The following is a 21,965-nucleotide window of genomic DNA, read 5'->3' on the forward strand; positions in this document are numbered from 1 at the left end:
AGAATGCTCGAAGAAATTCGAATCGACAGCCTCGGTGTCATTGCAGCCGCAAGTGCACAATTCCATGAAGGACTGACCGTGCTCACCGGCGAAACGGGTGCCGGTAAGACGATGGTTGTCACCAGTTTGCATCTGTTGTCCGGAGCGCGTGCTGACGCCGGGCGGGTGCGGGTCGGCGCCGATCGGGCCGTCGTAGAAGGTCGCTTCAGTACTGAAACCGCCTCGGCGCAGGTTGTCGACGAGGTCGAAAAAGTACTCGAGTCGGCTGGTGCTCAGCGCGACGAGGACCAATCGATCATCGCGTTGCGCACTGTGAACGCAGACGGCAGATCGCGTGCGCACCTGGGCGGACGGAGCGTTCCCGCCGCAGTGTTGTCCGGTTTCACCGATCCGTTGCTGACCGTGCACGGCCAGAATGATCAGCTACGGCTGTTGCGTGCCGATCGCCAACTCGAGGCTCTCGATCGTTTTGCGGGCGAGTCCGTCTCCGGTCTGCTCGAGAAGTACCGGTCTGCCCGCACCGCATGGTTGGCAGCACGGACCGAATTGATCGACCGGACCGAGCGGAGCCGAGAGCTCGCTCAGGAGGCGGATCGATTGCAGTTCGGCATCCAGGAGATCGACGGCGTGGCGCCGCAGCCACAGGAAGATTCGACCATCGCTGCCGATGTCCGCCGACTCGGCGATCTGGACTCGCTGCGCGAATCTGCCGAAGGCGCAGGTGTTGCACTGGTCGGTGCTGTCGAGGAAACGGGCGGGGCGATGTCGGCTCTCCATCTACTCGGTGAGGCACGCACGCAGCTCGAGGGTTCCGACGACGCTGCGTTGACCGATCTGCTTCCCCGGTTGAACGAGGCCATGGCTGTAGTAACCGACATCGGTGCGGATCTCACTGCATATCTGTCGGACTTGCCGTCCGATCCGAGTGCCCTGGAAACGTTGCTCAATCGCCAATCCGAGCTCAAAGGGTTGACGCGGAAGTACGCTGCCGACGTCGATGGCGTCATCGCATGGGCCAATGACGCTCGTGAGCGATTGCTGCACATCGACGTCTCTGCCACTACGTTGGCAGATCTGTCCGGACGAGTGGACGAGACAGCTGCCGAGGTGGCCACAGCCGCAACCAAACTCACCTCGGCACGGAGCAAGGCCGCCGCAAAACTTGCCAAGGCAGTCAGCGTCGAGCTTGCAGGTCTGGCGATGGGTAAGGCGAAGCTGCAACTCGATCTGCGCGTTGCAGTCGCAGGGCCGCAAGACAATGCGCCGCTGAACATCGCAGGTGCGGAGCTGCACGCCGGTCAGAATGGTGTGGACGAAGTCGAGTTCAAATTGTCCGCACACGACGGCGCGCAAGCTCTACCCATCAGCAAGAGCGCATCGGGAGGTGAGCTTTCGCGCGTCATGCTGGCGTTGGAAGTCGTCCTCGCAGGATCGGACAAGGGCGCAACGATGGTCTTCGACGAGGTCGACGCAGGAGTCGGTGGGCGCGCAGCCGTCGAGGTAGGCCGACGGCTCGCCAGGTTGGCTCGCACACACCAGGTGATCGTGGTGACGCACTTGCCGCAGGTTGCAGCTTTCGCCGACACTCATCTTGTGGTGGACAAGGCCGACTCGCGTAAAGGCGCGGCCAACAGTGGAGTCAAATCACTGTCCGCTTCGGAGCGCGTTGTCGAACTAGCCCGAATGCTGGCTGGGTTGGACGACACCGAGACCGGTCGAGCTCATGCCGAGGAATTGTTGGCAACTGCCCGCGCCGAGCGTGCTGACTAGCCGGATGCAACGAGATCGATGTGGTCTCAGCTTGCCCGATTCAATGTGCTTTTTAGGGCGCAGGGGTGAAATACCGGCTCAAAACCGACCTGATCGCAGTTTCTGGACGTAAGATCGGCTGGTGCGTGTGTGAATCGTGTGGACGGTGTGGTAGCTGTTTCGGCGCGCCTCCTTCATGGGGCCCATCGAAGCACCCATCATGGGACTCATGAAGATGCCGGCTCTGTTATCACGAACTCAGGACTCGCTGCCCGGAATAAGTGGTATCGCCCGGGTCGATCGCAACACGTCGAAATTGCTCAAGCGAGTGGGACCAGGGGACATCGTCGTCCTCGACGAACTCGACCTGGATCGACTTACTGCTGATGCCTTGGTTGCTGCGGGCGTCTTGGCGGTAGTCAACGCGTCGCCGTCCATTTCGGGTCGCTATCCGAACCTGGGCCCGGAGGTGATCGTCGCCAACGGAATTACGTTGATCGACTCCACCGGCACCGAGGTGTTCAAAAAGATCAAGGACGGCAGCAAGATTCGCCTGAACGAGGGCGGCGTGTACACCGGTGATCGTCGTCTCGCCAAAGGCGACGAGCAGAGTGAAGCAGAGATCTCCGATCGGATGATCGAGGCAAAGACCGGCTTGGTCGACCATCTCGAAGCGTTCTCTGGCAACACCATCGAGTTCATCCGAACCGAAAGCCCGTTGCTCATCGACGGCGTCGGTGTCCCGGACATCGAGCTCGACTTGCAGGACCGGCACGTCGTGGTGGTAGTCGACGGACCCGGCCATGCCGAAGACCTCAAGGCGCTCAAGCCGTTCATCAAAGAGTATTCGCCGATCATCATCGGTGTCGGCGCGGGCGCCGACACGGCGATGAAGGCTGGGCACAAGCCGGACCTCATCGTCGGCGACCCTGATGACATCAGTGCGCAGACGCTCAAATGCGGTGCAGAAGTGGTGCTTCCGGCTGACTCGGACGGGCATGCGAACGGACTCGAACGCATTCAGGATCTCGGCATCGGAGCTATGACGTTCCCGGCCACTGGCGCGCCTGCCGACTTGGCGTTGTTGCTGGCCGACCATCACGGCGCGTCGCTGATCGTGACCGTCGGAAGCCCTGCCAGCCTCGACGAATTCTTCGATCGTGGCCGGCGAAACACCAACCCGGCGGCGTTCATGACGCGGTTGAAGGTCGGTGCCAAACTGGTCGACTCGAAGGCTGTTGCGACGCTGTACCGCAGTCGCGTATCAGGCGGGGCTGTTGCGTTACTGATTCTTGCCGCACTGGTTGCTGTCATCGTTGCTTTGGTCGTATCGAATATGGGCAGTGAAGTCCTGGACTGGACTATCGACGTGTGGAACCGCTTCGCAACGTGGGTTCAGGGGTTGCTGGCGTGATTTCTATGCGCCAACATGCCATTTCGATCGCAGCGATTTTCATCGCGTTGGCTATCGGAGTGGTGCTCGGGTCAGGTTTGTTGTCCAGTGGTCTAGTGTCGGGACTCCGTGACGACAAGTCCGACCTCGAGACCGAGGTGAATTCGCTTCAAAGTACGAACAATCAGCTCGGCGAGCAGCTCAATTCGGCTGATGGATTCGATGCGGCGGTGTCGGGCCGAGTCGTACGCGACGCGTTGGCGAGTCGCAGCGTGGTGGTGATTACCACGCCGGACGCGAATCCGGGCGACGTCGACGGTGTTACTCGTTCGATAGAGGCGTCGGGCGCGGCTGTGACGGGCCGGGTGTCGTTGACGGATTCGTTCGTCACCGCGGCGAGCGGTGACGATCTTCGTACTCGACTGACCAATGTCGTGCCTGCCGGTACTCAATTGCGCACCGGATCTGTCGACCAGGGGAGTATGGCGGGCGACCTGATGGGCTCGGTTCTGTTGCTCGATGCGAAGACGGCCGCGCCTCAGTCCACCCCGGAGGAACTCGCACTCGCACTCGAAACGCTGCGCAGTGGAGGTTTCATTGCGTACGACAACGGTGCAGTGGCTCCCGCCCAGCTGGCGGTCGTCGTGACCGGAGCAGGCGATGTGGGTGCCGAGGACGGGAACCGTGGTGCGATCGTCGCGCGCTTTACCGGCGGCCTCGACGCCAGGGGCGCAGGTGTAGTACTGGCCGGCCGTTCCGGAGCAGCAGAGGGCAATGGGCCGGTTGCTGTGGTGCGCGCGGATTCGGCGTTGTCCGCAGCTGTGAGCACGGTGGACAACGTGGACAGGGAAGCCGGCCGAATCACCACGGCGCTGGCATTGCAGGAACAGTTGGATGGAGCCGCGGGCCGATACGGGACCGGCCCGAACTCGACAGCCGTCACCGTCGGTGCACCGGCTCGATGAAATTTAGGTACTGAGAATATGCGCGTCGTTCGCTCTCTGGGCAGCATTGGTGTTACCGTGAAGTCCCGTGGGTAGCAGGCCCATGTTCTACGCACTACCTCTCTTGCCAGCTCACTGGTGGGAGCACGCCCTGCAGATACGTCACGGGAGCATCATTGTCACGCCTTCAGTCGCGTTCTGACACCAAGCACATCTTCGTCAGCGGAGGCGTCGCATCGTCTCTTGGCAAGGGCCTCACGGCTTCGAGCCTGGGCCAGCTACTGACAGCTCGTGGCCTCCGCGTCACGATGCAGAAGCTCGATCCTTATCTGAACGTGGATCCGGGCACCATGAATCCGTTCCAGCACGGCGAGGTCTTCGTCACCGAGGACGGCTCCGAAACTGATCTGGATGTCGGACACTACGAGCGGTTCCTCGACCGCGACCTGTCCGGGTTCGCAAACGTCACGACCGGTCAGGTCTACTCGACGGTTATCGCCAAGGAGCGTCGCGGCGAATACTTGGGCGACACCGTCCAGGTCATTCCGCATATCACCGACGAAATCAAGCGTCGAATCCTTGCCATGAACGGTCCAGATCTCCAGGGCCATCAACCGGACGTGGTGATCACCGAGATCGGCGGCACCGTCGGCGATATCGAGTCGCAGCCGTTCCTCGAAGCGGCACGTCAGGTCCGTCATGACGTCGGTCGTGAGAACGTCTTCTTCTTGCATGTCTCCCTGGTGCCGTTCCTCGCGCCTTCAGGTGAGCTCAAGACCAAGCCGACTCAGCATTCGGTCGCAGCCCTGCGGAGCATCGGAATCCAACCCGATGCACTCATTCTGCGGTGCGATCGCGACGTTCCGCCTGGCCTGAAGAACAAGATCGCACTGATGTGTGACGTAGATGTCGAAGCCTGTATTTCCACTCCCGACGCACCGTCGATCTACGACATACCAAAGGTTCTGCACAAGGAGGGCCTGGACGCGTATGTCGTGCGCAAGCTCGGGTTGCCGTTCCGCGACGTCGACTGGACGGTGTGGGGCGGACTTCTCGAACGTGTCCACGAGCCACGCGAGACCGTGCGTGTTGCCCTTGTCGGCAAGTACGTGGATCTCCCCGACGCGTACCTCTCGGTCACCGAGGCGTTGCGTGCGGGCGGTTTCGCACATCGTGCGAAGGTCGAGATCAAGTGGGTTCCGTCCGACGAGTGCGAGAGCCCCGCAGGCGCGCAAGCTGCGCTCGGTGATGTCGACGCAGTGCTGATTCCGGGTGGATTCGGTATTCGGGGCATCGAAGGCAAACTGGGCGCTGTCCGCTTTGCCCGTACCCGCAAGGTGCCTCTGCTCGGACTGTGCCTCGGTTTGCAGTGCATGGTCATCGAAGCAGCACGCTCGGTCGGACTGACCGACGCCAACTCGGCGGAGTTCGAGCCGGACATCGAGTTCCCTGTCATCTCGACGATGGCCGATCAAGAAGATGCTGTCGCAGGCGAGGCAGACCTCGGTGGAACTATGCGACTGGGCGCGTACCCGGCGACCTTGTTGAAGGGTTCGGTCGTGGCAGGCGCCTACGGGTCGACCGAAGTTTCCGAGCGTCACCGTCACCGCTACGAGGTCAACAACACCTACCGTGACCGAATTTCGAAGAGTGGTCTGGTGTTCAGCGGAACTTCCCCTGACGGGCACCTCGTCGAGTTCGTGGAACTTCCGACGTCGATGCATCCGTTCTTCGTCGGCACGCAGGCTCACCCGGAATACAAGAGCCGGCCGACGCGGCCGCACCCACTTTTTGCAGCACTGGTCAACGCGGCGTTGAAGTACAAGGCAGCCGAGCGGCTTCCGGTCGATATTCACGGTGATGACGCCGAGTTCGAGGTGTCGGTGCCGGAAGTGACCGCTGAAAGCAACGGATGAGCGAGCAGGACAGCCGGTTCGAGTTTCGGACTCTCGGTTCGACAACCGTCTACGAGGGCGCGATTCTCGCTTTGCGATTGGATCAGGTCACGATGCCGGACGGCCGAGAGGCCGAGCGTGAAGTAGTCGAGCACCACGGCGCAGTAGCCGTCGTGGCGGTCGACGACCAGGGTCGGATCGCGATGATCGAGCAGTACCGACATCCGATCGGGCGACGTCTGTGGGAGTTGCCTGCCGGTCTTCTCGACGAGACCGATGAGCCGCCCGTCGATGCGGCGAAGCGCGAACTCGCCGAGGAGACAGGACTTTCCGCTGCCCGCTGGTCGGTACTCGTCGATGTTTTGGCGTCACCGGGCTTCACCGATGAGTGCGTTCGAGTGTTTCTGGCCGAGGATCTGACCGAAGTCGAGCGGCCCGATGCACACGACGAAGAGGCCGACATCGTGTTGTCCTACGTGCCGGTCGACGACGCGGTTCGCCGGGCTCTGTCCGGTGAGTTCGTGAATGCAAGTGCGGTGGCGGGCATTCTGGCGCTGGCCGCCTCGAGGGTAGCGTCGACAAGCCTGCGCCCCGCCGATGCTCCGTGGCCGGATCTGCCGACTACTTTCGAGCGTCGGAAGAATTCGCACGAGTAGTCGCCGTGCTGAGTGAACAGATTTCGACCTATCTCGATCACCTCGAGGTCGAGCGTGGGTCGGCGAAGAACACTCTGTCCTCGTATCGCCGAGACCTTCGGCGATACGAGGTGTTTCTCACTGCCCACGGCATCGACGATTTGGCCAAGGTATCCGAATCGGATGTGACCGAATTCGTCTTGTATCTGCGGCGAGGTGGTGACGAGTTCCTACCTTTGGCTGCAAGTTCCGCAGCACGGACTCTCATTGCGGTTCGTGGGTTTCACAAATTCGCGGCCGCGGAGGGATTCACCATTTCGGACGTGGCCAGTGCCGTCAAGCCGCCGACCCCGAGTCGTCGGCTGCCGAAGTCGCTTCCACTCGACCAGGTGATCGCGATTCTCGAATCGGCCATCGCCGAGGGTGCGGATGCCCCTCGTGGTTTGCGTGACAAGGCGATCCTCGAATTGTTGTATTCGACCGGTGCCCGCATTTCCGAAGCCGTGGGTCTCGACGTCGACGATGTGGACACCGACACGCGATCAGTGCTGCTTCACGGCAAAGGTGACAAGCAGCGTCTGGTACCGGTAGGCCGACCCGCTATCGAGGCTGTGGACGCGTATCTTGTTCGAGGGCGGCCCGCTCTGGCGACGAAGTCGACTCCCGCGTTGTTCCTCAATGCTCGCGGTGGTCGGTTGTCGCGGCAGAGTGCCTGGCAGGTACTGCATACGGCAGCCGAGCGTGCAGGCATCACCACGCCGGTCTCCCCTCACACCCTGAGACACTCGTTTGCGACGCATCTACTCGACGGCGGGGCAGATGTCCGTGTGGTGCAGGAGCTTCTCGGGCATGCCTCGGTCACCACAACCCAGATCTACACGCTCGTGACGGTGAATACGCTGCGGGAGGTATGGGCGGGAGCTCATCCTCGTGCGAGGTGAGGACACGTTTGTGCGTGTCCGGCGATACTGCCGCAGTGTCACGCGGTACGTTCTTGGGAGCGTATTTCATCTTTTGTGCCCGCAGGCACGAGGCGAATGCATGATCAACGAACGGACAGGGGAGCGCTGGAACGTGTCGACACCGCAGCCGCCAGCGGCGGAGTCAGGTTTTGGACGGACCTGGGGCGAGCAGGCTCCGGTCGCTTCGCCGTCGACAGCTTCTTCGAACAAGTCCTACGAGGCAACGCCCGACGGGCTCACCCCGCTCCATTCATCAAGCGAAGGAGCTCTCTTTCATACCCGGCAGCCCGAGTCCGCTCGTGAGAGTAAGGACGTCATCCCTCCTGTCGACACTCTCGGCCCGACCGGTCGCAAGACCAGACCGGTTCCCGAACCGCAGCCACTGAGCAGTCACGGACCGGCGAAGATCATCGCGATGTGCAACCAGAAGGGTGGCGTCGGAAAAACGACGTCGACCATCAATCTGGGTGCCTCGCTGGCTGCTTACGGTCGTCGAGTGCTTCTGGTCGATCTGGATCCGCAGGGTGCGCTGTCTGCAGGGTTGGGTGTCGCACACCACGAGCTCGACCTCACGGTCTACAACCTCCTCGTCGAACCGAAAGTGTCCGCCGACGACGTCCTGATGCGGACGCGCGTCGAGAATCTCGATTTGCTGCCGAGCAACATCGATCTGTCGGCGGCCGAGATTCAGTTGGTCACCGAGGTCGGTCGCGAACAGACTCTCGGTCGGGTGCTCCACCCGATTCTCGATCGATACGACTACGTGTTGATCGACTGCCAGCCCTCCCTCGGATTGCTCACCGTCAACGCACTGACGTGTGCCGACGAAGTTCTGATTCCGATGGAATGCGAGTACTTCAGCCTGCGCGGATTGGCGCTGCTCAACGACACCGTCGAAAAGGTTCGTGATCGGCTCAATCCACGGCTCAAGCTTGCCGGCATTGTGGTCACCATGTTCGACGCCCGCACACTGCACTCGCGTGAGGTGATGACGCGGGTGGTCGAGGTGTTCGGCGACGTCGTGTACGACACAGTGATCACCAGGACCGTGCGTTTCCCCGAGACGTCCGTCGCAGGCGAGCCGATCACCACGTGGGCACCGAAATCGGCAGGGGCCCAAGCCTATCGGGCTCTGGCCCGAGAGGTGATATACCGGTCCGGTCCCTGATCGTGTCTGCCGCCACCCCCGACGACGCTCGAATCGAGGTTCCAGGTGGGGAGGATCCGTCACGATTTCGTGTTCGGTTGCTCAACTTCGAAGGACCGTTCGATCTGTTGTTGACGCTGATCAGTCAGCATCGCCTCGATGTCACCGAAGTCGCGTTACACACCGTCACAGACGATTTCATCGCGTTCACCAAGTCGCTCGGCAAAGCTATGGACCTTGATCAGACGACGGAATTTCTCGTCGTCGCAGCCACATTGCTCGATCTCAAGGCGGCACGGCTGCTGCCATCCGGTGATGTCGAGGATGCCGAGGACCTCGCTTTGCTCGAAGTACGTGATCTGCTGTTCGCCCGGCTGCTGCAATATCGCGCGTACAAGCAGGTGGCGATGCTGTTCGGTGAGCTCGAAGCCGCCGCACTGCGTCGATATCCACGGTCGGTGTCCGTCGAGGACCGTTTCGCGGACCTGATTCCGGAAGTACTACTCGGCGTCGACCCGGCTCGTTTCGCCGATATCGCGGCGACCGCGTTCCGGCCGAAGCCGATTCCGCAGGTAGGTCTCGATCACATTCATCAGCACGCGGTGTCGGTGCCCGAGCAGGCCGCGTGGGTGATGAATCTGCTTCAGGGGAAGGGCTCGGGGCAGTGGGCGACTTTCAGTGAGATCATCGAGGGCTGCGAATACCCTGTCGAGATCATTGCGCGTTTCCTTGCGTTGCTCGAGTTGTTCCGTGAGCAGGTCATCGTGTTCGAGCAGCCCGAGCCGTTGGGGGAGTTGTCGGTGAGCTGGACCGGTACGGAGAAGGTGGACGGAGTGCTGGTGTCAGCGGTGGACTATGGATGAGAAAGAGCTTTCGGAGAGTGAAGAGTCGACCGGCCTCGAGTCCGGCGAAGAGCTGGACGACGCGACGCTCGAGGCTGCGCTCGAAGCCGTCCTGTTGGTAGTCGACTCGCCCGCCTCGAACGAGCAGTTGGCGTCGGCGGTCGGATGCGACGCACGTCGGGTGAAGCGGACGGTGAAGCGGATGGCCGAGAAACTGACCGAACGAGGCAGTGGAATCGATCTCCGATATGCGGGCGACGGATGGCGTTTCTACACCCGCACGGCCTACGCGCCGTACGTCGAACGGCTACTCCTCGACGGCGCTCGGTCGAAACTCACACGCGCGGCATTGGAGACTCTGGCCGTTATCGCATATCGTCAACCGTTGACGCGCTCGCGAGTTAGTGCCGTGCGAGGAGTCAACGTAGACGGAGTGATGCGCACGTTGCTCGCTCGCGGTTTGATTTCGGAAGCTGGAGTGGATCCGGAAACGAACGGCACCATGTATTCGACAACCGAGTTGTTCCTCGAACGGCTTGGGTTGGCGTCGCTGACGGACCTCCCGCCGCTGGCACCGTTGCTGCCAGGTGTGGATCTGATCGACGAGATCAGCGACAGCATGGACACCGAACCGAGAGTTTTACGCTCCACCAAGAACCGCGGATCGAAACCCGATCCGGTATCCGAGCTCGACTCGGACGACTGATAGGTAACAAGAAGTGAACAAGCCCGCTCGCCGTGATGGCACACCGGACAGAAGTAAAAGACAAGATCCCCGTCGGAAGCCGGCCGCAGGTAGGTCGGAAAGCCCTCGGGATGGTCGTCGCACCGGCGATGCGCCCCGCGGCTCAGGACGTCGGGACGAAGCTCCACGCGGGGCTTCAGGACGTCGGGACGAAGCTCCACGCGGGGCTTCAGGACGTCGTGACGATGGTCCACGCGGTGCCTCGAGTGGGCGTCGAGAGGATTCTCCTCGCGGTTCAGGGCGACCCACCGGGCCACGTAAGCCTGCTGAGCAGCGCAAACCGTATGTGAACAAGCCTTTCGTGGATCCCGCGTTCGAGGACCAGCCTGTCGATACGGGCATCAACGATCGCAGTAACGATGCGGTTCCACGTAAGAAGCCTTCGCGCCCCAAGCCGCCGAAGCCGCAGAAGAAGCAGACTCCGACGACGACGATCAGCAACGCGAAGCCCGCGAAGCATCAGTACATCGAACCCGACACCAAGCGGCGCCACGTGCCCCGCGGTGAAGGCGTGCGTCTGCAGAAGGTTCTGGCTCAGGCCGGGGTTGCTTCGCGCCGCGCTGCCGAAGAACTGATCGCCGACGGCCGTGTCGAGGTCGACGGACGCATCGTCACCGAGCAAGGAATCCGTATCGATCCAGATGTCGCTGTCGTCCGCGTCGACGGCACTCGAGTCGTCGTCAAGGAGGAGCTCGTCCACCTCGCGATGAACAAGCCGCGTGGATGGCAGTGCACGATGTCCGACGATCTGGGACGTCCGTGCGTCGGCGATATCGTTTCCGAACGTGTTCAGGCGGGACAGCGACTTTTCCATGTAGGACGCCTCGACGCCGACACCGAGGGCCTTCTTCTCTTCACCAACGACGGTGATCTTGCTCACCGCCTGATGCACCCGTCGTACGAGGTGTCGAAGACTTACCTCGCCACGCTGTATGGAACTATCCCGCGCGACGTCGGCAAGCAGTTGCGTTCGGGTGTCGTTCTCGACGACGGCCCTGTCAAGGTCGACGGCTACTCGCTTCTCGACGTCAACGAAGGCAAGTCGCTCGTACGTGTCACCTTGCACGAGGGCCGCAAGCACATCGTGCGGCGCATGTTCGAGAAGGTCGGCTACCCCGTGGGACGTCTTGTACGCACCGACGTCGGCAACATCTCCCTCGGTGACCAGCGACCGGGAACGCTGCGGGTCCTCGGTCGTGGAGAGATCGGCAAGCTCTACGAGTCGGTCGGGCTGTGATGGACAGTCTCGTCATTGCGATGGACGGGCCGTCGGGAACCGGGAAGTCGACGGTCTCACGACGGTTGGCGACTGCGCTCGACGCTCGCTACCTCGACACCGGTGCGATGTACCGCGTGGCGACGGTGTGGGTGTTGCGCGCTGGCATCGATCCGTCCGATGCAGACAAGGTCGCCGACGTCGTCGAGACCCTGCCGTTGGACATCGGAACCGATCCGGCCGTCGAAGCAGTGACGTTGGCCGGCGAAGATGTCACCTCCGAGATTCGCGGAGCTGCTGTGACCCAAGCGGTCTCGGCTGTGTCCGCAGTTCCACGTGTACGGGAGATTCTCGTACGTATGCAACGTGAAATCTCTTCGGCCCAACCGCGAATCGTCGTGGAGGGCAGGGACATCGGGACAGTCGTGCTGACCGACGCGCACGTCAAGGTTTTTCTGACAGCCTCTCCCGAGGCTCGCGCCGATCGTCGAAACAAACAGAACACCACCGAAGGACGGGGCGACGACTATCAAGCAGTCCTCGCCGACGTCCAACGCCGTGATCATGCTGATTCCACCCGCGCCGTATCTCCTTTGCGGCCCGCCGAAGACTCCGTGATCGTGGATACGAGCGAACTGGACATGGACGGCGTTGTCGCCGCATTGCTCCAGGTCGTCAGCGAGAGAACTGGAGCAATGCAGTGACCGAAGAATTCTACGGCTCCGAAACAGCCGGCGACGGCGTCTGGAGCGACGAGGGCGAATGGGAAATGGTCGACCTCAGCGAAGGCGAGGACGGCGAAGTACAAGTCGCCGTTCCTACCCTCGCGGTGGTCGGACGTCCCAACGTGGGCAAGTCCACTCTCGTCAACCGCATCATCGGCCGTCGTGAAGCAGTGGTCGAGGACGTGCCAGGGGTGACGCGGGACCGCGTCTCCTACGAGGCGAACTGGGCTGGACGGCGTTTCCTGGTGCAGGACACCGGCGGTTGGGAACCCGACGCCAAGGGCCTGCAGCAATCCGTTGCCCGCCAAGCAGAACTGGCGATGAAGACCGCTGACGCGATCCTCCTGGTCGTCGATGCGCGTGTCGGATCCACCACCACCGACGAGGCTGTCGCCCGGGTGCTTCGACGCTCGAAGACGCCGGTTCTGTTGGTAGCCAACAAGGTCGACGATGGTCGCACCGAGTCCGAAGTTGCCGCCCTGTGGTCACTGGGCCTCGGTGAGCCGCTGGCGGTTTCGGCTACTCACGGCCGCGGTACCGGCGATCTCCTCGATCGTGTTCTCGACGCGTTGCCTGAGACGCCCCGCGAGGGAATCCCCGGTGGGGGACCGCGTCGCGTCGCGCTCGTCGGTAAGCCGAACGTAGGCAAGTCCTCACTCATCAACAAGCTGTCCGGTGACGAGCGTTCCGTAGTCCACGAGGTGGCTGGGACTACCGTCGACCCGGTCGACTCGTTGGTCGAGTTGGGTGGCAAGACTTGGCGATTCGTCGACACTGCAGGTCTGCGTAAGCGCGTCAGTCACGCCAGTGGTGCCGAGTTCTACGCATCGCTGCGTACCAAGTCGGCCATCGAGGCCGCCGAGGTCGCAATTTTGCTCATCGACGCCTCCGAAGTGATCTCCGAGCAAGACCTCCGAGTGCTCAGCATGGTCGCCGACGCTGGTCGAGCGCTCGTGTTGGCGTTCAACAAGTGGGACCTCGTCGACGACGACCGTCGCCAGATGCTCGAGAAGGAGATCGATCGCGATCTTGCTCGCGTGCCTTGGGCGCAGCGCGTCAACATCTCGGCTCAGACGGGCCGCGCAGTCCAGAAGCTCGTTCCGGCGCTCGAGACTGCCCTGGAGTCCTGGGACAAGCGCGTGCCGACCGGACGACTCAACAACTGGCTCAAGGAAGTTGTGGCGGCCACCCCGCCGCCGATGCGTGGGGGCCGTATGCCGCGCATCATGTTCGCAACCCAGGCGACGACGCGTCCACCGACGTTCGTGCTCTTCACCACCGGCTTCCTCGAGGCCGGATACCGACGCTTCATCGAACGTCGCCTCCGTGAAGAGTTCAACTTCGACGGCAGCCCAGTCCGCGTCTCGGTCCGCATCCGCGAAAAGCGCGAACGGCCAGGCAAGGGTCACAAGCGCTGATCCCACTCAGCCCCTCCCCTGAGCAGGCGATTTCCGCTCAGAGGCGGGGCTGAGGTACTCTCATCAAGCGCCTTACGGGGCGCGGCGGGCTGTGGCGCAGCTTGGTAGCGCACTTGACTGGGGGTCAAGGGGTCGCAGGTTCAATTCCTGTCAGCCCGACAGTGATGAGGTACAGGTCAGAGGCGGTTTCGGAGAAATCCGAAGCCGCCTTTTTTTGGCCGAAAATGGGCTCGGTGTCACGAGTTGTCACAACTCCTTCGTAACTACGTTCCTGGATCCATGTGGTCATCCGGTCACTTCGAGCTCCGAGACCACCTCTCTGGTGATGTTTTCGCGGCCGATGCGCTTGTATTGGACGTGGATGTACCGCCTAGTACGTGCGCAGATTTCAAGAGAGTGGCGATTTGCTGGAAATTAACTGCCCAGACGAGCTAGACCGAGTTTCATCATTCGGTCGTGGGGCTTGACAGACCTCGCATTCCACCTGTCAGCAGTGGATCTCAGCCCGTCCGCCTTTGGGGTCAAGGATTGTCGGAGTCTAGGACGTCTGGGTTGCCTCAAACTCGTTGAGCACGCTCGACTTACCCGCGCCGTAGTGGCCCGTCAGCGCAATGTTCAGGTTGTTCGGGTCCTTTACCGCCTGTTCTAGGCGATTCAGATAGGTGCCGTGGTGCTTTTCTTCGTACTAGGGGTCAGCGACTGCAGCGGCCTTTCAGAAGACTTCTTCGCAGGCTGCACGCCGACGCCCGAGGCCGAGTCAGTTGAGTCAGCATCCTGGTTCTGCCCGGTTTCTTGTCGAGCGTCCTGAGGTGCGTGCGCCACCATGTCCCCTTCATGCGCGTCTTTGGCCTAGATCGTGCTCAACTTGCCGCGCCCGGCACTTGAGTCCGTCGGAATGGCCGCGCGCACTGAACCGTCCCGGGTTTGATGCCGCTTCGTTCTTTGTGAAGGATGAAGCACATGTCGAAGCGTTACCCGGCCGAGCAACGTGAGCGTGCGGTGAGGATGGTCCTCGACCATCTCCACGAGTACAACTCCGTGTACGGCGCGTGCAAGGCGATCGGACCGAAATTGGGTGTCGGCGCGGAGTCACTCCGGCTCTGGACACGCCAAGCTCAGATCGATGCCAACCAAGCTCCCGGTGCAACGACCGAGGAGCAACAGCGCATCAAGGAACTCGAGCGTGAGAACCGAGATCTGAAGGAAGCCAACGAAATTCTGAAGTCGGCATCGATTTTCTTCGCGAGGGAGCTCGACCCTCGCCGCCGCAGATAGTCCAGTTCATCGATCAGATGCGTGCACAGAACTACCGGGTCGAGTCGATCTGCCGCGTGCTCACCGAGCACGGCGTGCAGGTCGCCCCACGCACGTACCGCAACTGGAAGAGCGCACCACCGTCCGCCCGCGCGATCTCCGACGCGTACCTCACCGCCGCGCTCCGCGACACGGTCGGCGAACCTGAAGAGCTCTACGGCCGCCGCAAGATGTATCGCCACCTGCGCAGGAAGGGCCATAGCGCGGCTGCCTGCACAGTCGACCGACTGATGGGCGACGAGTGTATGTCCGGCGTTGTCCGAGGCAGGCGGCACCGCACCACGATTCAGGGCGGTAAGAACTCCACACGGGCCCCGGACCTGCTCGACCGTGATTTCACATCCGAGGCCCCGAATCGGAAGTGGGTCACCGACTTCACGTACACCAGAACGTGGGCGGGGTTCGTCTACGTCGCGTTCGTCATCGACTGCTTCTCCCGAGCTATCGTCGGTTGGCACGCCTCGACGGTCAAAGACACCACTATGGTCACCACTGCGTTGAAGATGGCACTGTGGCGACGAGATCACGGTGGACACCGCGTCGGACCCGGCCTCATTCATCACAGCGACGCCGGCAGCCAATACACCTCGATCGCGTTCGCGGAAACGCTTGTGCTCGAGGGTATTGCAGCGTCGATCGGAAGTGTCGGGGATGCTTACGATAATGCGTTGGCGGAGAGCACAATTGGGCTATTCAAGACGGAGGCGGTATCGAAGCGGAGCCCGTTCCTGAACGCGCCGATGAAGACCATCGACGATGTCGAGTTTGCCACGATGGGGTGGGTCGACTGGTTCAACCAACGCCGACTCCACAGCACCCTCGACTACCTCACACCAGAAGAGTTCGAGGAGGTCTACTACAGTCAAGAATCGGCACTCCGCCCGGAGATGTTGCAAGCGTAGGAGCGGCAAGAAACCCGGGACGGTTCACACTGACACTTCTCTCGCAGTACGGTCGCGCGCACCCCGCAGGGAGAAGCGTCGAAACTTGTCGGGCCAACTGGTATCCGGCCGGACTATATACGGCACCGTGAACACAATTAAAGCCCTTACCCCCACCGCGCTACGCAGTCGGCTCCAAACGCGACCTTGATCAGTACGCGCCCACCGTCCACTTTGGAGCGGTCGCCCACACATGCCGATCACCGAGGTTTTTGCGGAGAGTGCTGGTCTCAAGAAAGGCATTGCCTCATCGGTCGATCAGTTGGTGAAGATCGCCTTCCGGTACTCGAAACCAGGGCTGACTTGAAGAACAAGGTCAGCTGGATCGGAGACCTCAAAGGCAATGGTGAACTGGCTTTCGCGGGATGGAAGTAGAACTGTTGACGGCGCACCGCCAATCCCGCTTGCTGTGTCGAATACCTGATCGGCCTCGGTATTGCCGCTCTGCAGTGAAGTAGAGAACATCGCCGGCTCGTAGTTGTCCGCAGAGCCGTTGACGATCGTCACATCGAACGATACGAATTCTCCTTGCGCATTTCTGGTCGATGCCGAAGCACTTGGCGAAAACGGTTGTGGCCCGCTGACTCCGACCGACAGACCGTTCTTGAACGTGAACGCTTGCCCAAAAACGGAGTTTGTTGATTCTGCTGTTGTTGCCGGCGCGGAGGTACCGTCTTGACTTGGAGCGTTCACCCCTGTGCCCGGATCCGACGTAGGCTTACCATCATTCTGGGCGCAAGATACAAGGCCGAAAGACAGTACGGCCGCTGCTGCGATGGTCAGAAACTTGTACATGGGTATGCCCGTTCGTTTGTGTCGATCCCCGACGACTACCTCACTCATCGAGCATGTACGACAAGCGTTACACCTTCAACGAGGTGGTGGGGCGGCGCGAGGACGTTGTTCGACTCTGCGCGAACGACGACGCCGAGTGTTCGCGCATTCCACACGTCCTTTTGGTATTCGCGGTTCCTCGGATCCCGAACAGTGGTCCGCGGCCATGGGCGTCGTTGGCCAGCGCGGCGAGCTGCGAAGGGTTTGCCCGAGTTGCGCCGAGACGCAGCTTCGTGGTGGGCGTGGTGGCGTGGTTGCGCGCGCTAGTCGCGGACCTGTATCTCGAAACCAAACTTTTCCAAAGGGTAAAGAACGGACCTGCTCCCGGGGATTTCCCGGGGCAGAGCGAACAGCACTGTGTTGCCATCCGACGTCGTCAACGTTGCGTAGCTTCCCTTCCGGAGCAAATCTTGTTCGAGCTTGAATTGAGAGTCGTACGAGCCGATGTACACCATCGGACCACTCGCTCGGCCGGCGATTGCAATGACCTTCGATCGGCACTGAGCCGTTCCGTCCGCTGAGTTCGGAAGGCTCTGGTAGGCACCGCCATCGTCGAAAGTGCCGGGAGCGCAGATGGCAGCAAACCAGTCATCGCTCGACGATTGGACGGCGGGCGCGCTCGTCGAGGCGTCCGCAGCCGTTGAGCCCTCTTGTTCGTCGTTGCCGGTGACCGTCCATACGACGAGACCGGCAATGGTGGCGACGATCGCAATCCCGACGGCTACAGCGATTCGCGTTCTTGCTGTCTTGTGCGCATAGGTGGACGGCGACTGCTGCACGGGCGCTGGTCGGGTGGCACCGGTCCAACCCTTACCGTCCCACCAGCGTTCGATACTGCTGTCGGAGGGGTCTGCGTGCCAGCCTTCTGGTACGCCAGCGTCAGCGGTCGAGTCGCTGCTATCTGAGTCGTTCAACGAGTTCCCATCGAAGTTGCTGTTCTGCTTTGTCAACCCTTAGTCGCTCAAGCTAGATAAATACGTTACTCAGGTTGATGGACCCGACTGTGGCAACCGCTCCTTCCCTTCCGTGCGGCATCCTGCCTCAGCGGCTTCCTGCGGGTTTGGGTGTGCGTTTTGACCATCGACAAAACGGATGAAATTCCTCACTAGGCGGTATCGGAGGCGAACTCATCGAATACGGGCTTGGGTACCGTTGCCCGCGAACTGACAGCACGCCCACACTCGCTCTCGCCGAAAATCTAGACCCATCAGACTCAGCCGGACAACCCTCCCCTCGCCGCAACGAGCCGCCGGGAGTAAACTCGAAATCTTCGTCCTCGGACGGAGTACGCGGGAGCGATGGCCATGCCGGAACAAAAGCAGATGCAGCCACCGGACTATCACCGATGTCTTGAAACGGTCTTCGCATCACCCGACGCATGTGGTGAGTTGCTAAACAGACTGTCCGCGATGACTGAGGCCGAGGTCCAATCGCGGTGGTCTCCGTGGCGCGGCCAGGAGTCACCGCCGTACGGACCGGGCGTGAAGGATCGGGTACCGGCAGAGGTGCAGCTAGTGGCATTACAAGCCAACTACGATTCTTATCGCGAATCGACTATGGAATTATGGCGGGACTTGTCCGACATCATGGATATCCCGGTCATGCAGGAAAGCCTCGTCGAACTCATCTGGTGCGTGCGCATGAGGATCGAACGGCTCAATAGCCGAATCGAGATTCTCGAAAGTGCAGGTGCCCAGTCGGTTCCACGAAAATGCAAGGAATAGGTGCGTGAGGTCCGCACTCGCGGATTGTTTTGAGCGCCGCCGGCAAAAGCGGGTAACTAGATCGCCCCGGTCTTCCTCAGCCAGTTCACGAATTGGTGCTTCTTCTTCTGTGTGAAGCTTGCATCATCGGCCGCAAATGTGAAAGTAGCATCAGGCCTCATCTTGGCTCCCGGATTCACCACAAAAACCCCACGCCTCCGATGAACCGTCCCGGGTTTGATGCCGCTTCGTTCTTTGTGAAGGATGAAGCACATGTCGAAGCGTTACCCGGCCGAGCAACGTGAGCGTGCGGTGAGGATGGTCCTCGACCATCTCCACGAGTACAACTCCGTGTACGGCGCGTGCAAGGCGATCGGACCGAAATTGGGTGTCGGCGCGGAGTCACTCCGGCTCTGGACACGCCAAGCTCAGATCGATGCCAACCAAGCTCCCGGTGCAACGACCGAGGAGCAACAGCGCATCAAGGAACTCGAGCGTGAGAACCGAGATCTGAAGGAAGCCAACGAAATTCTGAAGTCGGCATCGATTTTCTTCGCGAGGGAGCTCGACCCTCGCCGCCGCAGATAGTCCAGTTCATCGATCAGATGCGTGCACAGAACTACCGGGTCGAGTCGATCTGCCGCGTGCTCACCGAGCACGGCGTGCAGGTCGCCCCACGCACGTACCGCAACTGGAAGAGCGCACCACCGTCCGCCCGCGCGATCTCCGACGCGTACCTCACCGCCGCGCTCCGCGACACGGTCGGCGAACCTGAAGAGCTCTACGGCCGCCGCAAGATGTATCGCCACCTGCGCAGGAAGGGCCATAGCGCGGCTGCCTGCACAGTCGACCGACTGATGGGCGACGAGTGTATGTCCGGCGTTGTCCGAGGCAGGCGGCACCGCACCACGATTCAGGGCGGTAAGAACTCCACACGGGCCCCGGACCTGCTCGACCGTGATTTCACATCCGAGGCCCCGAATCGGAAGTGGGTCACCGACTTCACGTACACCAGAACGTGGGCGGGGTTCGTCTACGTCGCGTTCGTCATCGACTGCTTCTCCCGAGCTATCGTCGGTTGGCACGCCTCGACGGTCAAAGACACCACTATGGTCACCACTGCGTTGAAGATGGCACTGTGGCGACGAGATCACGGTGGACACCGCGTCGGACCCGGCCTCATTCATCACAGCGACGCCGGCAGCCAATACACCTCGATCGCGTTCGCGGAAACGCTTGTGCTCGAGGGTATTGCAGCGTCGATCGGAAGTGTCGGGGATGCTTACGATAATGCGTTGGCGGAGAGCACAATTGGGCTATTCAAGACGGAGGCGGTATCGAAGCGGAGCCCGTTCCTGAACGGGCCGATGAAGACCATCGACGATGTCGAGTTTGCCACGATGGGGTGGGTCGACTGGTTCAACCAACGCCGACTCCACAGCACCCTCGACTACCTCACACCAGAAGAGTTCGAGGAGGTCTACTACAGTCAAGAATCGGCACTCCGCCCGGAGATGTTGCAAGCGTAGGAGCGGCAAGAAACCCGGGACGGTTCACGAAGCCGCTGTTGATCTTCCTGCATCGCGCGCTCTTGATTTCTTGCGGCCGCAGATGCACTTTGATCCTTTTCAATGTCAGTCTGACGTTCTACAGATGTCGACGCCAGATAGCCAGCAGCGCCGTTCGATGGGTAGACAGACCCATCTTGTTGGTAGGTGAACACGGCCATCCCCATCAGATCTGCGTACTCCAACGCGTGCCTGGAATACGATGAACCGGTGTAAAAGATCGCAATCAGATCTACCTGGTGCCCCCGGGCACCGATCAACCGCTGGAGGGCTGGCCGTCCAACCTGAGAACCTTGCCACTTGACCTGCGCGATCGCGCTGATGGATCGCACGTCGACCCCACCATCGGGTCCGATCGATGTAACGTACGCATCGGCAAAACCGAGTCTTTGCATGTGAAGTGCAGCGTTGATTTCGGCTTCACGAGGCGTTGTGATGAACGGCACCGACGTTTCTCCTTCGTAATCGGTAGACGGCCCAAACGGCGCCGACCGTCAGCGTGTGGCTGGTTGTTGGGATTGCTCGTTTCAGGCTAGTAGGGTCTCTGGCAGATTCGGCCAGTCAGGCACTGTCACGTTGTTGAACGCGGCAATCTGGGAGAATCGGCGAGGTGAGCACCTCGATGCTGTCGTGCAAGGGCCACCGCTACCCGGTCGAGATCACCAGCCACTGTGTGTGGTTGTACTTCCGGTTCCCGCTCAGCTTCCGCGAAGTCGAGGAGATGATGCTGTAACGCGGTGTCGTGGTCAGTTACGAGACGATCCGGCGGTGGTGCGCCAAGTTCGGGCAGGCCTACGCCAACCAGTTGCGTCGACGGCGGTCCCGGCCCGGCGACAAGTGGCACCTCGACGACGTGTACATCCGAATCAATGGCCGCCAATATTATCTGTGGCGCGCAGTCGACCAGGACGGCAACGTGCTCGATGTGCTGGTCCAGTCCCGACGAAATGGCAACGCCGCCAAGCGATTCTTCCGTAAGCTGCTCAAGGGCTTACGGTATGTGCCGCGGGTGATCGTCACCGACAAGCTCGGCAGCTACCAGGTCGCGCACCGCGAACTGCTGGCCTCGGTCGAGCATCGCCGATCGAAATACTTGAACAACCGGGCCGAGAACTCGCATCAACCCACCAGGCAGCGAGAACATGCGATGAAACGGTTCACCTCGGTCGGGCACGCGCAACGATTCCTCTGTCCGCGTTCTCTGGTATCTCACCGCATTTCCGGCCCTGCCGCCACCGACTGACGGCGCCCGAATGGCGTGCTGAGATGGCCGATCGTTTCACGGTCTGGCAGGAGATCACCGCGACCGACGCCGTCGTCTGAAAGTGAACGGCGACCCGGCGTAGCCCCGTAGCTGCCTGTCCCAAACAGGCTTCGCTGCTAGGTTTCAATTAACGTGACAGTGCCTCCTCGAGGAGGATTTCGCCCCGGGTGGATGGGGCCCATGATGGTGTCCGTGTTCGGGATTGCGGGTTGTCCTCGTCTTTCTCTTCGTAGTCGACGATGTCATGTCGGCCGATCCTGCGGCGGTCTCGGTGGCTGCCCAGGGCAGGAACTATCCAGCATCCAACGGTTGGTGCCTTGGCGCAACGCGTTAGTTCCAGACGATCGCTTTCTCAACCTTGTCATCGGTGTCGCGACGTTGTCACACCTTGCGGCCGTCCGGTCACGTTCGACGGCGCTAAAGGCTGTCTAGGACGGTTGGGTGCTGATTGTGTATGCGTGGGGACGGCGGTGGATGAGCGTTTCACATGATCAGCCTGCCCTGTGCCCGCACACCGTTCGTACTGGTGGGGCTGCGGTAGTGGTCTCAGGTGGACCCACCAAAAGCCGTCGCATCTAGCTGGGGGGTCAAGGGGTCGCAGGTTCAATTCCTGTCAGCCCGACAGCATATCGACCACGACGGCGGTTCCGGAGAAATCCGGGGCCGCCGT

Annotated in this window: 19 protein-coding genes, 1 tRNA gene and 1 pseudogene; 17 read left to right on the top strand and 4 right to left on the bottom strand. The window is 61.2% G+C overall.

From position 1 onward, the window contains the following. The first annotated feature begins 3 nt into the window (after positions 1–3). The 13 genes from recN to E5720_RS20595 all read left to right on the top strand — a co-directional run bounded on the left by recN (position 4) and on the right by E5720_RS20595 (position 13,830). A complete protein-coding gene (gene recN, locus E5720_RS20535; protein WP_136172157.1) occupies positions 4–1,770 on the top strand; it encodes a DNA repair protein RecN in 1,767 nt (588 codons plus the stop codon). A 208-nt stretch (positions 1,771–1,978) separates the two neighbouring features. Then, positions 1,979–3,163: a putative cytokinetic ring protein SteA gene (gene steA / locus E5720_RS20540; protein ID WP_136172158.1), complete on the top strand. Its 1,185-nt coding sequence runs from the start codon at positions 1,979–1,981 to the stop codon at positions 3,161–3,163. Then, on the top strand, positions 3,160–4,107 hold the full coding sequence (locus E5720_RS20545; RefSeq protein WP_136172159.1) for a copper transporter: 948 nt from the start codon (positions 3,160–3,162) through the stop codon (positions 4,105–4,107). The genes steA and E5720_RS20545 overlap by 4 nt, the downstream gene beginning before the upstream one ends. Before the next feature lie 155 nt (positions 4,108–4,262). Continuing rightward, positions 4,263–6,002 (top strand): CTP synthase, encoded by a 1,740-nt coding sequence (locus tag E5720_RS20550; RefSeq protein WP_136172160.1) that lies wholly within the window; start codon positions 4,263–4,265, stop codon positions 6,000–6,002. Next, positions 5,999–6,637: an NUDIX hydrolase gene (locus tag E5720_RS20555; RefSeq protein ID WP_136172161.1), complete on the top strand. Its 639-nt coding sequence runs from the start codon at positions 5,999–6,001 to the stop codon at positions 6,635–6,637. Before E5720_RS20550 ends, E5720_RS20555 begins: the two co-directional genes overlap by 4 nt. 5 nt (positions 6,638–6,642) lie before the next feature. Next, a complete protein-coding gene (gene xerD, locus E5720_RS20560; protein WP_136172162.1) occupies positions 6,643–7,557 on the top strand; it encodes a site-specific tyrosine recombinase XerD in 915 nt (304 codons plus the stop codon). 100 nt (positions 7,558–7,657) lie between these two features. Beyond that, positions 7,658–8,746: a ParA family protein gene (locus E5720_RS20565; RefSeq protein WP_247596068.1), complete on the top strand. Its 1,089-nt coding sequence runs from the start codon at positions 7,658–7,660 to the stop codon at positions 8,744–8,746. Positions 8,747–8,778: 32 nt separating this feature from the next. Further along, entirely contained in the window at positions 8,779–9,588 is an 810-nt protein-coding gene (locus E5720_RS20570; protein WP_247596366.1) for a segregation/condensation protein A, read from the top strand. Further along, entirely contained in the window at positions 9,581–10,273 is a 693-nt protein-coding gene (gene scpB, locus E5720_RS20575; protein ID WP_136172163.1) for an SMC-Scp complex subunit ScpB, read from the top strand. Before E5720_RS20570 ends, scpB begins: the two co-directional genes overlap by 8 nt. A 13-nt stretch (positions 10,274–10,286) precedes the next feature. Then, positions 10,287–11,549 (top strand): pseudouridine synthase, encoded by a 1,263-nt coding sequence (locus E5720_RS20580; protein ID WP_136172164.1) that lies wholly within the window; start codon positions 10,287–10,289, stop codon positions 11,547–11,549. After that, positions 11,549–12,232, top strand: coding sequence for a (d)CMP kinase (gene cmk, locus E5720_RS20585; RefSeq protein ID WP_136172858.1), 684 nt, complete (start codon positions 11,549–11,551; stop codon positions 12,230–12,232). The genes E5720_RS20580 and cmk overlap by 1 nt, the downstream gene beginning before the upstream one ends. Continuing rightward, positions 12,229–13,671 carry a ribosome biogenesis GTPase Der gene (gene der, locus E5720_RS20590; RefSeq protein WP_136172165.1) on the top strand — a complete coding sequence of 481 codons (1,443 nt, stop codon included), beginning with the start codon at positions 12,229–12,231 and terminating at the stop codon, positions 13,669–13,671. The genes cmk and der overlap by 4 nt, the downstream gene beginning before the upstream one ends. An 85-nt stretch (positions 13,672–13,756) precedes the next feature. Further along, positions 13,757–13,830: transfer RNA gene (locus E5720_RS20595), tRNA-Pro, on the top strand. Positions 13,831–14,209: 379 nt separating this feature from the next. Here the strand turns inward: E5720_RS20595 and E5720_RS22370 are convergent. Beyond that, entirely contained in the window at positions 14,210–14,329 is a 120-nt protein-coding gene (locus E5720_RS22370) for a hypothetical protein (protein ID WP_348769860.1), read from the bottom strand. Between the two features lie 302 nt (positions 14,330–14,631). On the opposite strand from E5720_RS22370, the gene E5720_RS20600 reads away from it, so the two are divergent. Then, a protein-coding gene (locus E5720_RS20600; RefSeq protein WP_136172166.1) for an IS3 family transposase occupies positions 14,632–15,887 on the top strand; the annotation gives its coding sequence in 2 pieces (ribosomal slippage) (positions 14,632–14,905 and positions 14,905–15,887; 1,257 coding nt in all). Positions 15,888–16,184: 297 nt separating this feature from the next. On the opposite strand, the gene E5720_RS20605 is transcribed toward E5720_RS20600, so the two are convergent. Both E5720_RS20605 and E5720_RS20610 read right to left on the bottom strand, forming a co-directional pair. Continuing rightward, the gene (locus E5720_RS20605; protein ID WP_136172167.1) at positions 16,185–16,721 is read right to left on the bottom strand and encodes a hypothetical protein; all 537 of its coding nucleotides are present in this window, start codon (positions 16,719–16,721) and stop codon (positions 16,185–16,187) included. A gap of 302 nt (positions 16,722–17,023) precedes the next feature. After that, on the bottom strand, positions 17,024–17,674 hold the full coding sequence (locus E5720_RS20610) for a DUF2510 domain-containing protein (protein WP_168708389.1): 651 nt from the start codon (positions 17,672–17,674) through the stop codon (positions 17,024–17,026). Between the two features lie 495 nt (positions 17,675–18,169). On the opposite strand from E5720_RS20610, the gene E5720_RS20615 reads away from it, so the two are divergent. Next, positions 18,170–18,484 carry a hypothetical protein gene (locus tag E5720_RS20615; protein WP_136172169.1) on the top strand — a complete coding sequence of 105 codons (315 nt, stop codon included), beginning with the start codon at positions 18,170–18,172 and terminating at the stop codon, positions 18,482–18,484. Positions 18,485–18,736: 252 nt separating this feature from the next. After that, a protein-coding gene (locus tag E5720_RS20620) for an IS3 family transposase (RefSeq protein WP_247596069.1) occupies positions 18,737–19,992 on the top strand; the annotation gives its coding sequence in 2 pieces (ribosomal slippage) (positions 18,737–19,010 and positions 19,010–19,992; 1,257 coding nt in all). On the opposite strand, the gene E5720_RS20625 is transcribed toward E5720_RS20620, so the two are convergent. Continuing rightward, positions 19,953–20,477, bottom strand: coding sequence for a restriction endonuclease (locus E5720_RS20625; RefSeq protein WP_136172170.1), 525 nt, complete (start codon positions 20,475–20,477; stop codon positions 19,953–19,955). The genes E5720_RS20620 and E5720_RS20625 overlap by 40 nt on opposite strands. A 176-nt stretch (positions 20,478–20,653) precedes the next feature. On the opposite strand from E5720_RS20625, the pseudogene E5720_RS20630 reads away from it, so the two are divergent. Then, positions 20,654–21,354 (top strand): annotated as a pseudogene (locus E5720_RS20630) (IS6 family transposase). The last annotated feature ends 611 nt before the right edge of the window (positions 21,355–21,965 follow it).

Source organism: Rhodococcus sp. PAMC28707 (genome assembly GCF_004795915.1).
GTDB lineage: Bacteria > Actinomycetota > Actinomycetes > Mycobacteriales > Mycobacteriaceae > Rhodococcoides.

Bases quoted from the DNA above. Each gene is read 5' to 3' on its own strand.
- recN (WP_136172157.1), top strand. From the start codon at position 4: ATGCTCGAAGAAATTCGAATCGACAGCCTCGGTGTCATTGCAGCCGCA.
- steA (WP_136172158.1), top strand. From the start codon at position 1,979: ATGAAGATGCCGGCTCTGTTATCACGAACTCAGGACTCGCTGCCCGGA.
- E5720_RS20555 (WP_136172161.1), top strand. From the start codon at position 5,999: ATGAGCGAGCAGGACAGCCGGTTCGAGTTTCGGACTCTCGGTTCGACA.
- E5720_RS20565 (WP_247596068.1), top strand. From the start codon at position 7,658: ATGATCAACGAACGGACAGGGGAGCGCTGGAACGTGTCGACACCGCAG.
- scpB (WP_136172163.1), top strand. From the start codon at position 9,581: ATGGATGAGAAAGAGCTTTCGGAGAGTGAAGAGTCGACCGGCCTCGAG.
- cmk (WP_136172858.1), top strand. From the start codon at position 11,549: ATGGACAGTCTCGTCATTGCGATGGACGGGCCGTCGGGAACCGGGAAG.
- E5720_RS20605 (WP_136172167.1), bottom strand. From the start codon at position 16,721: ATGTACAAGTTTCTGACCATCGCAGCAGCGGCCGTACTGTCTTTCGGC.
- E5720_RS20615 (WP_136172169.1), top strand. From the start codon at position 18,170: ATGACTGAGGCCGAGGTCCAATCGCGGTGGTCTCCGTGGCGCGGCCAG.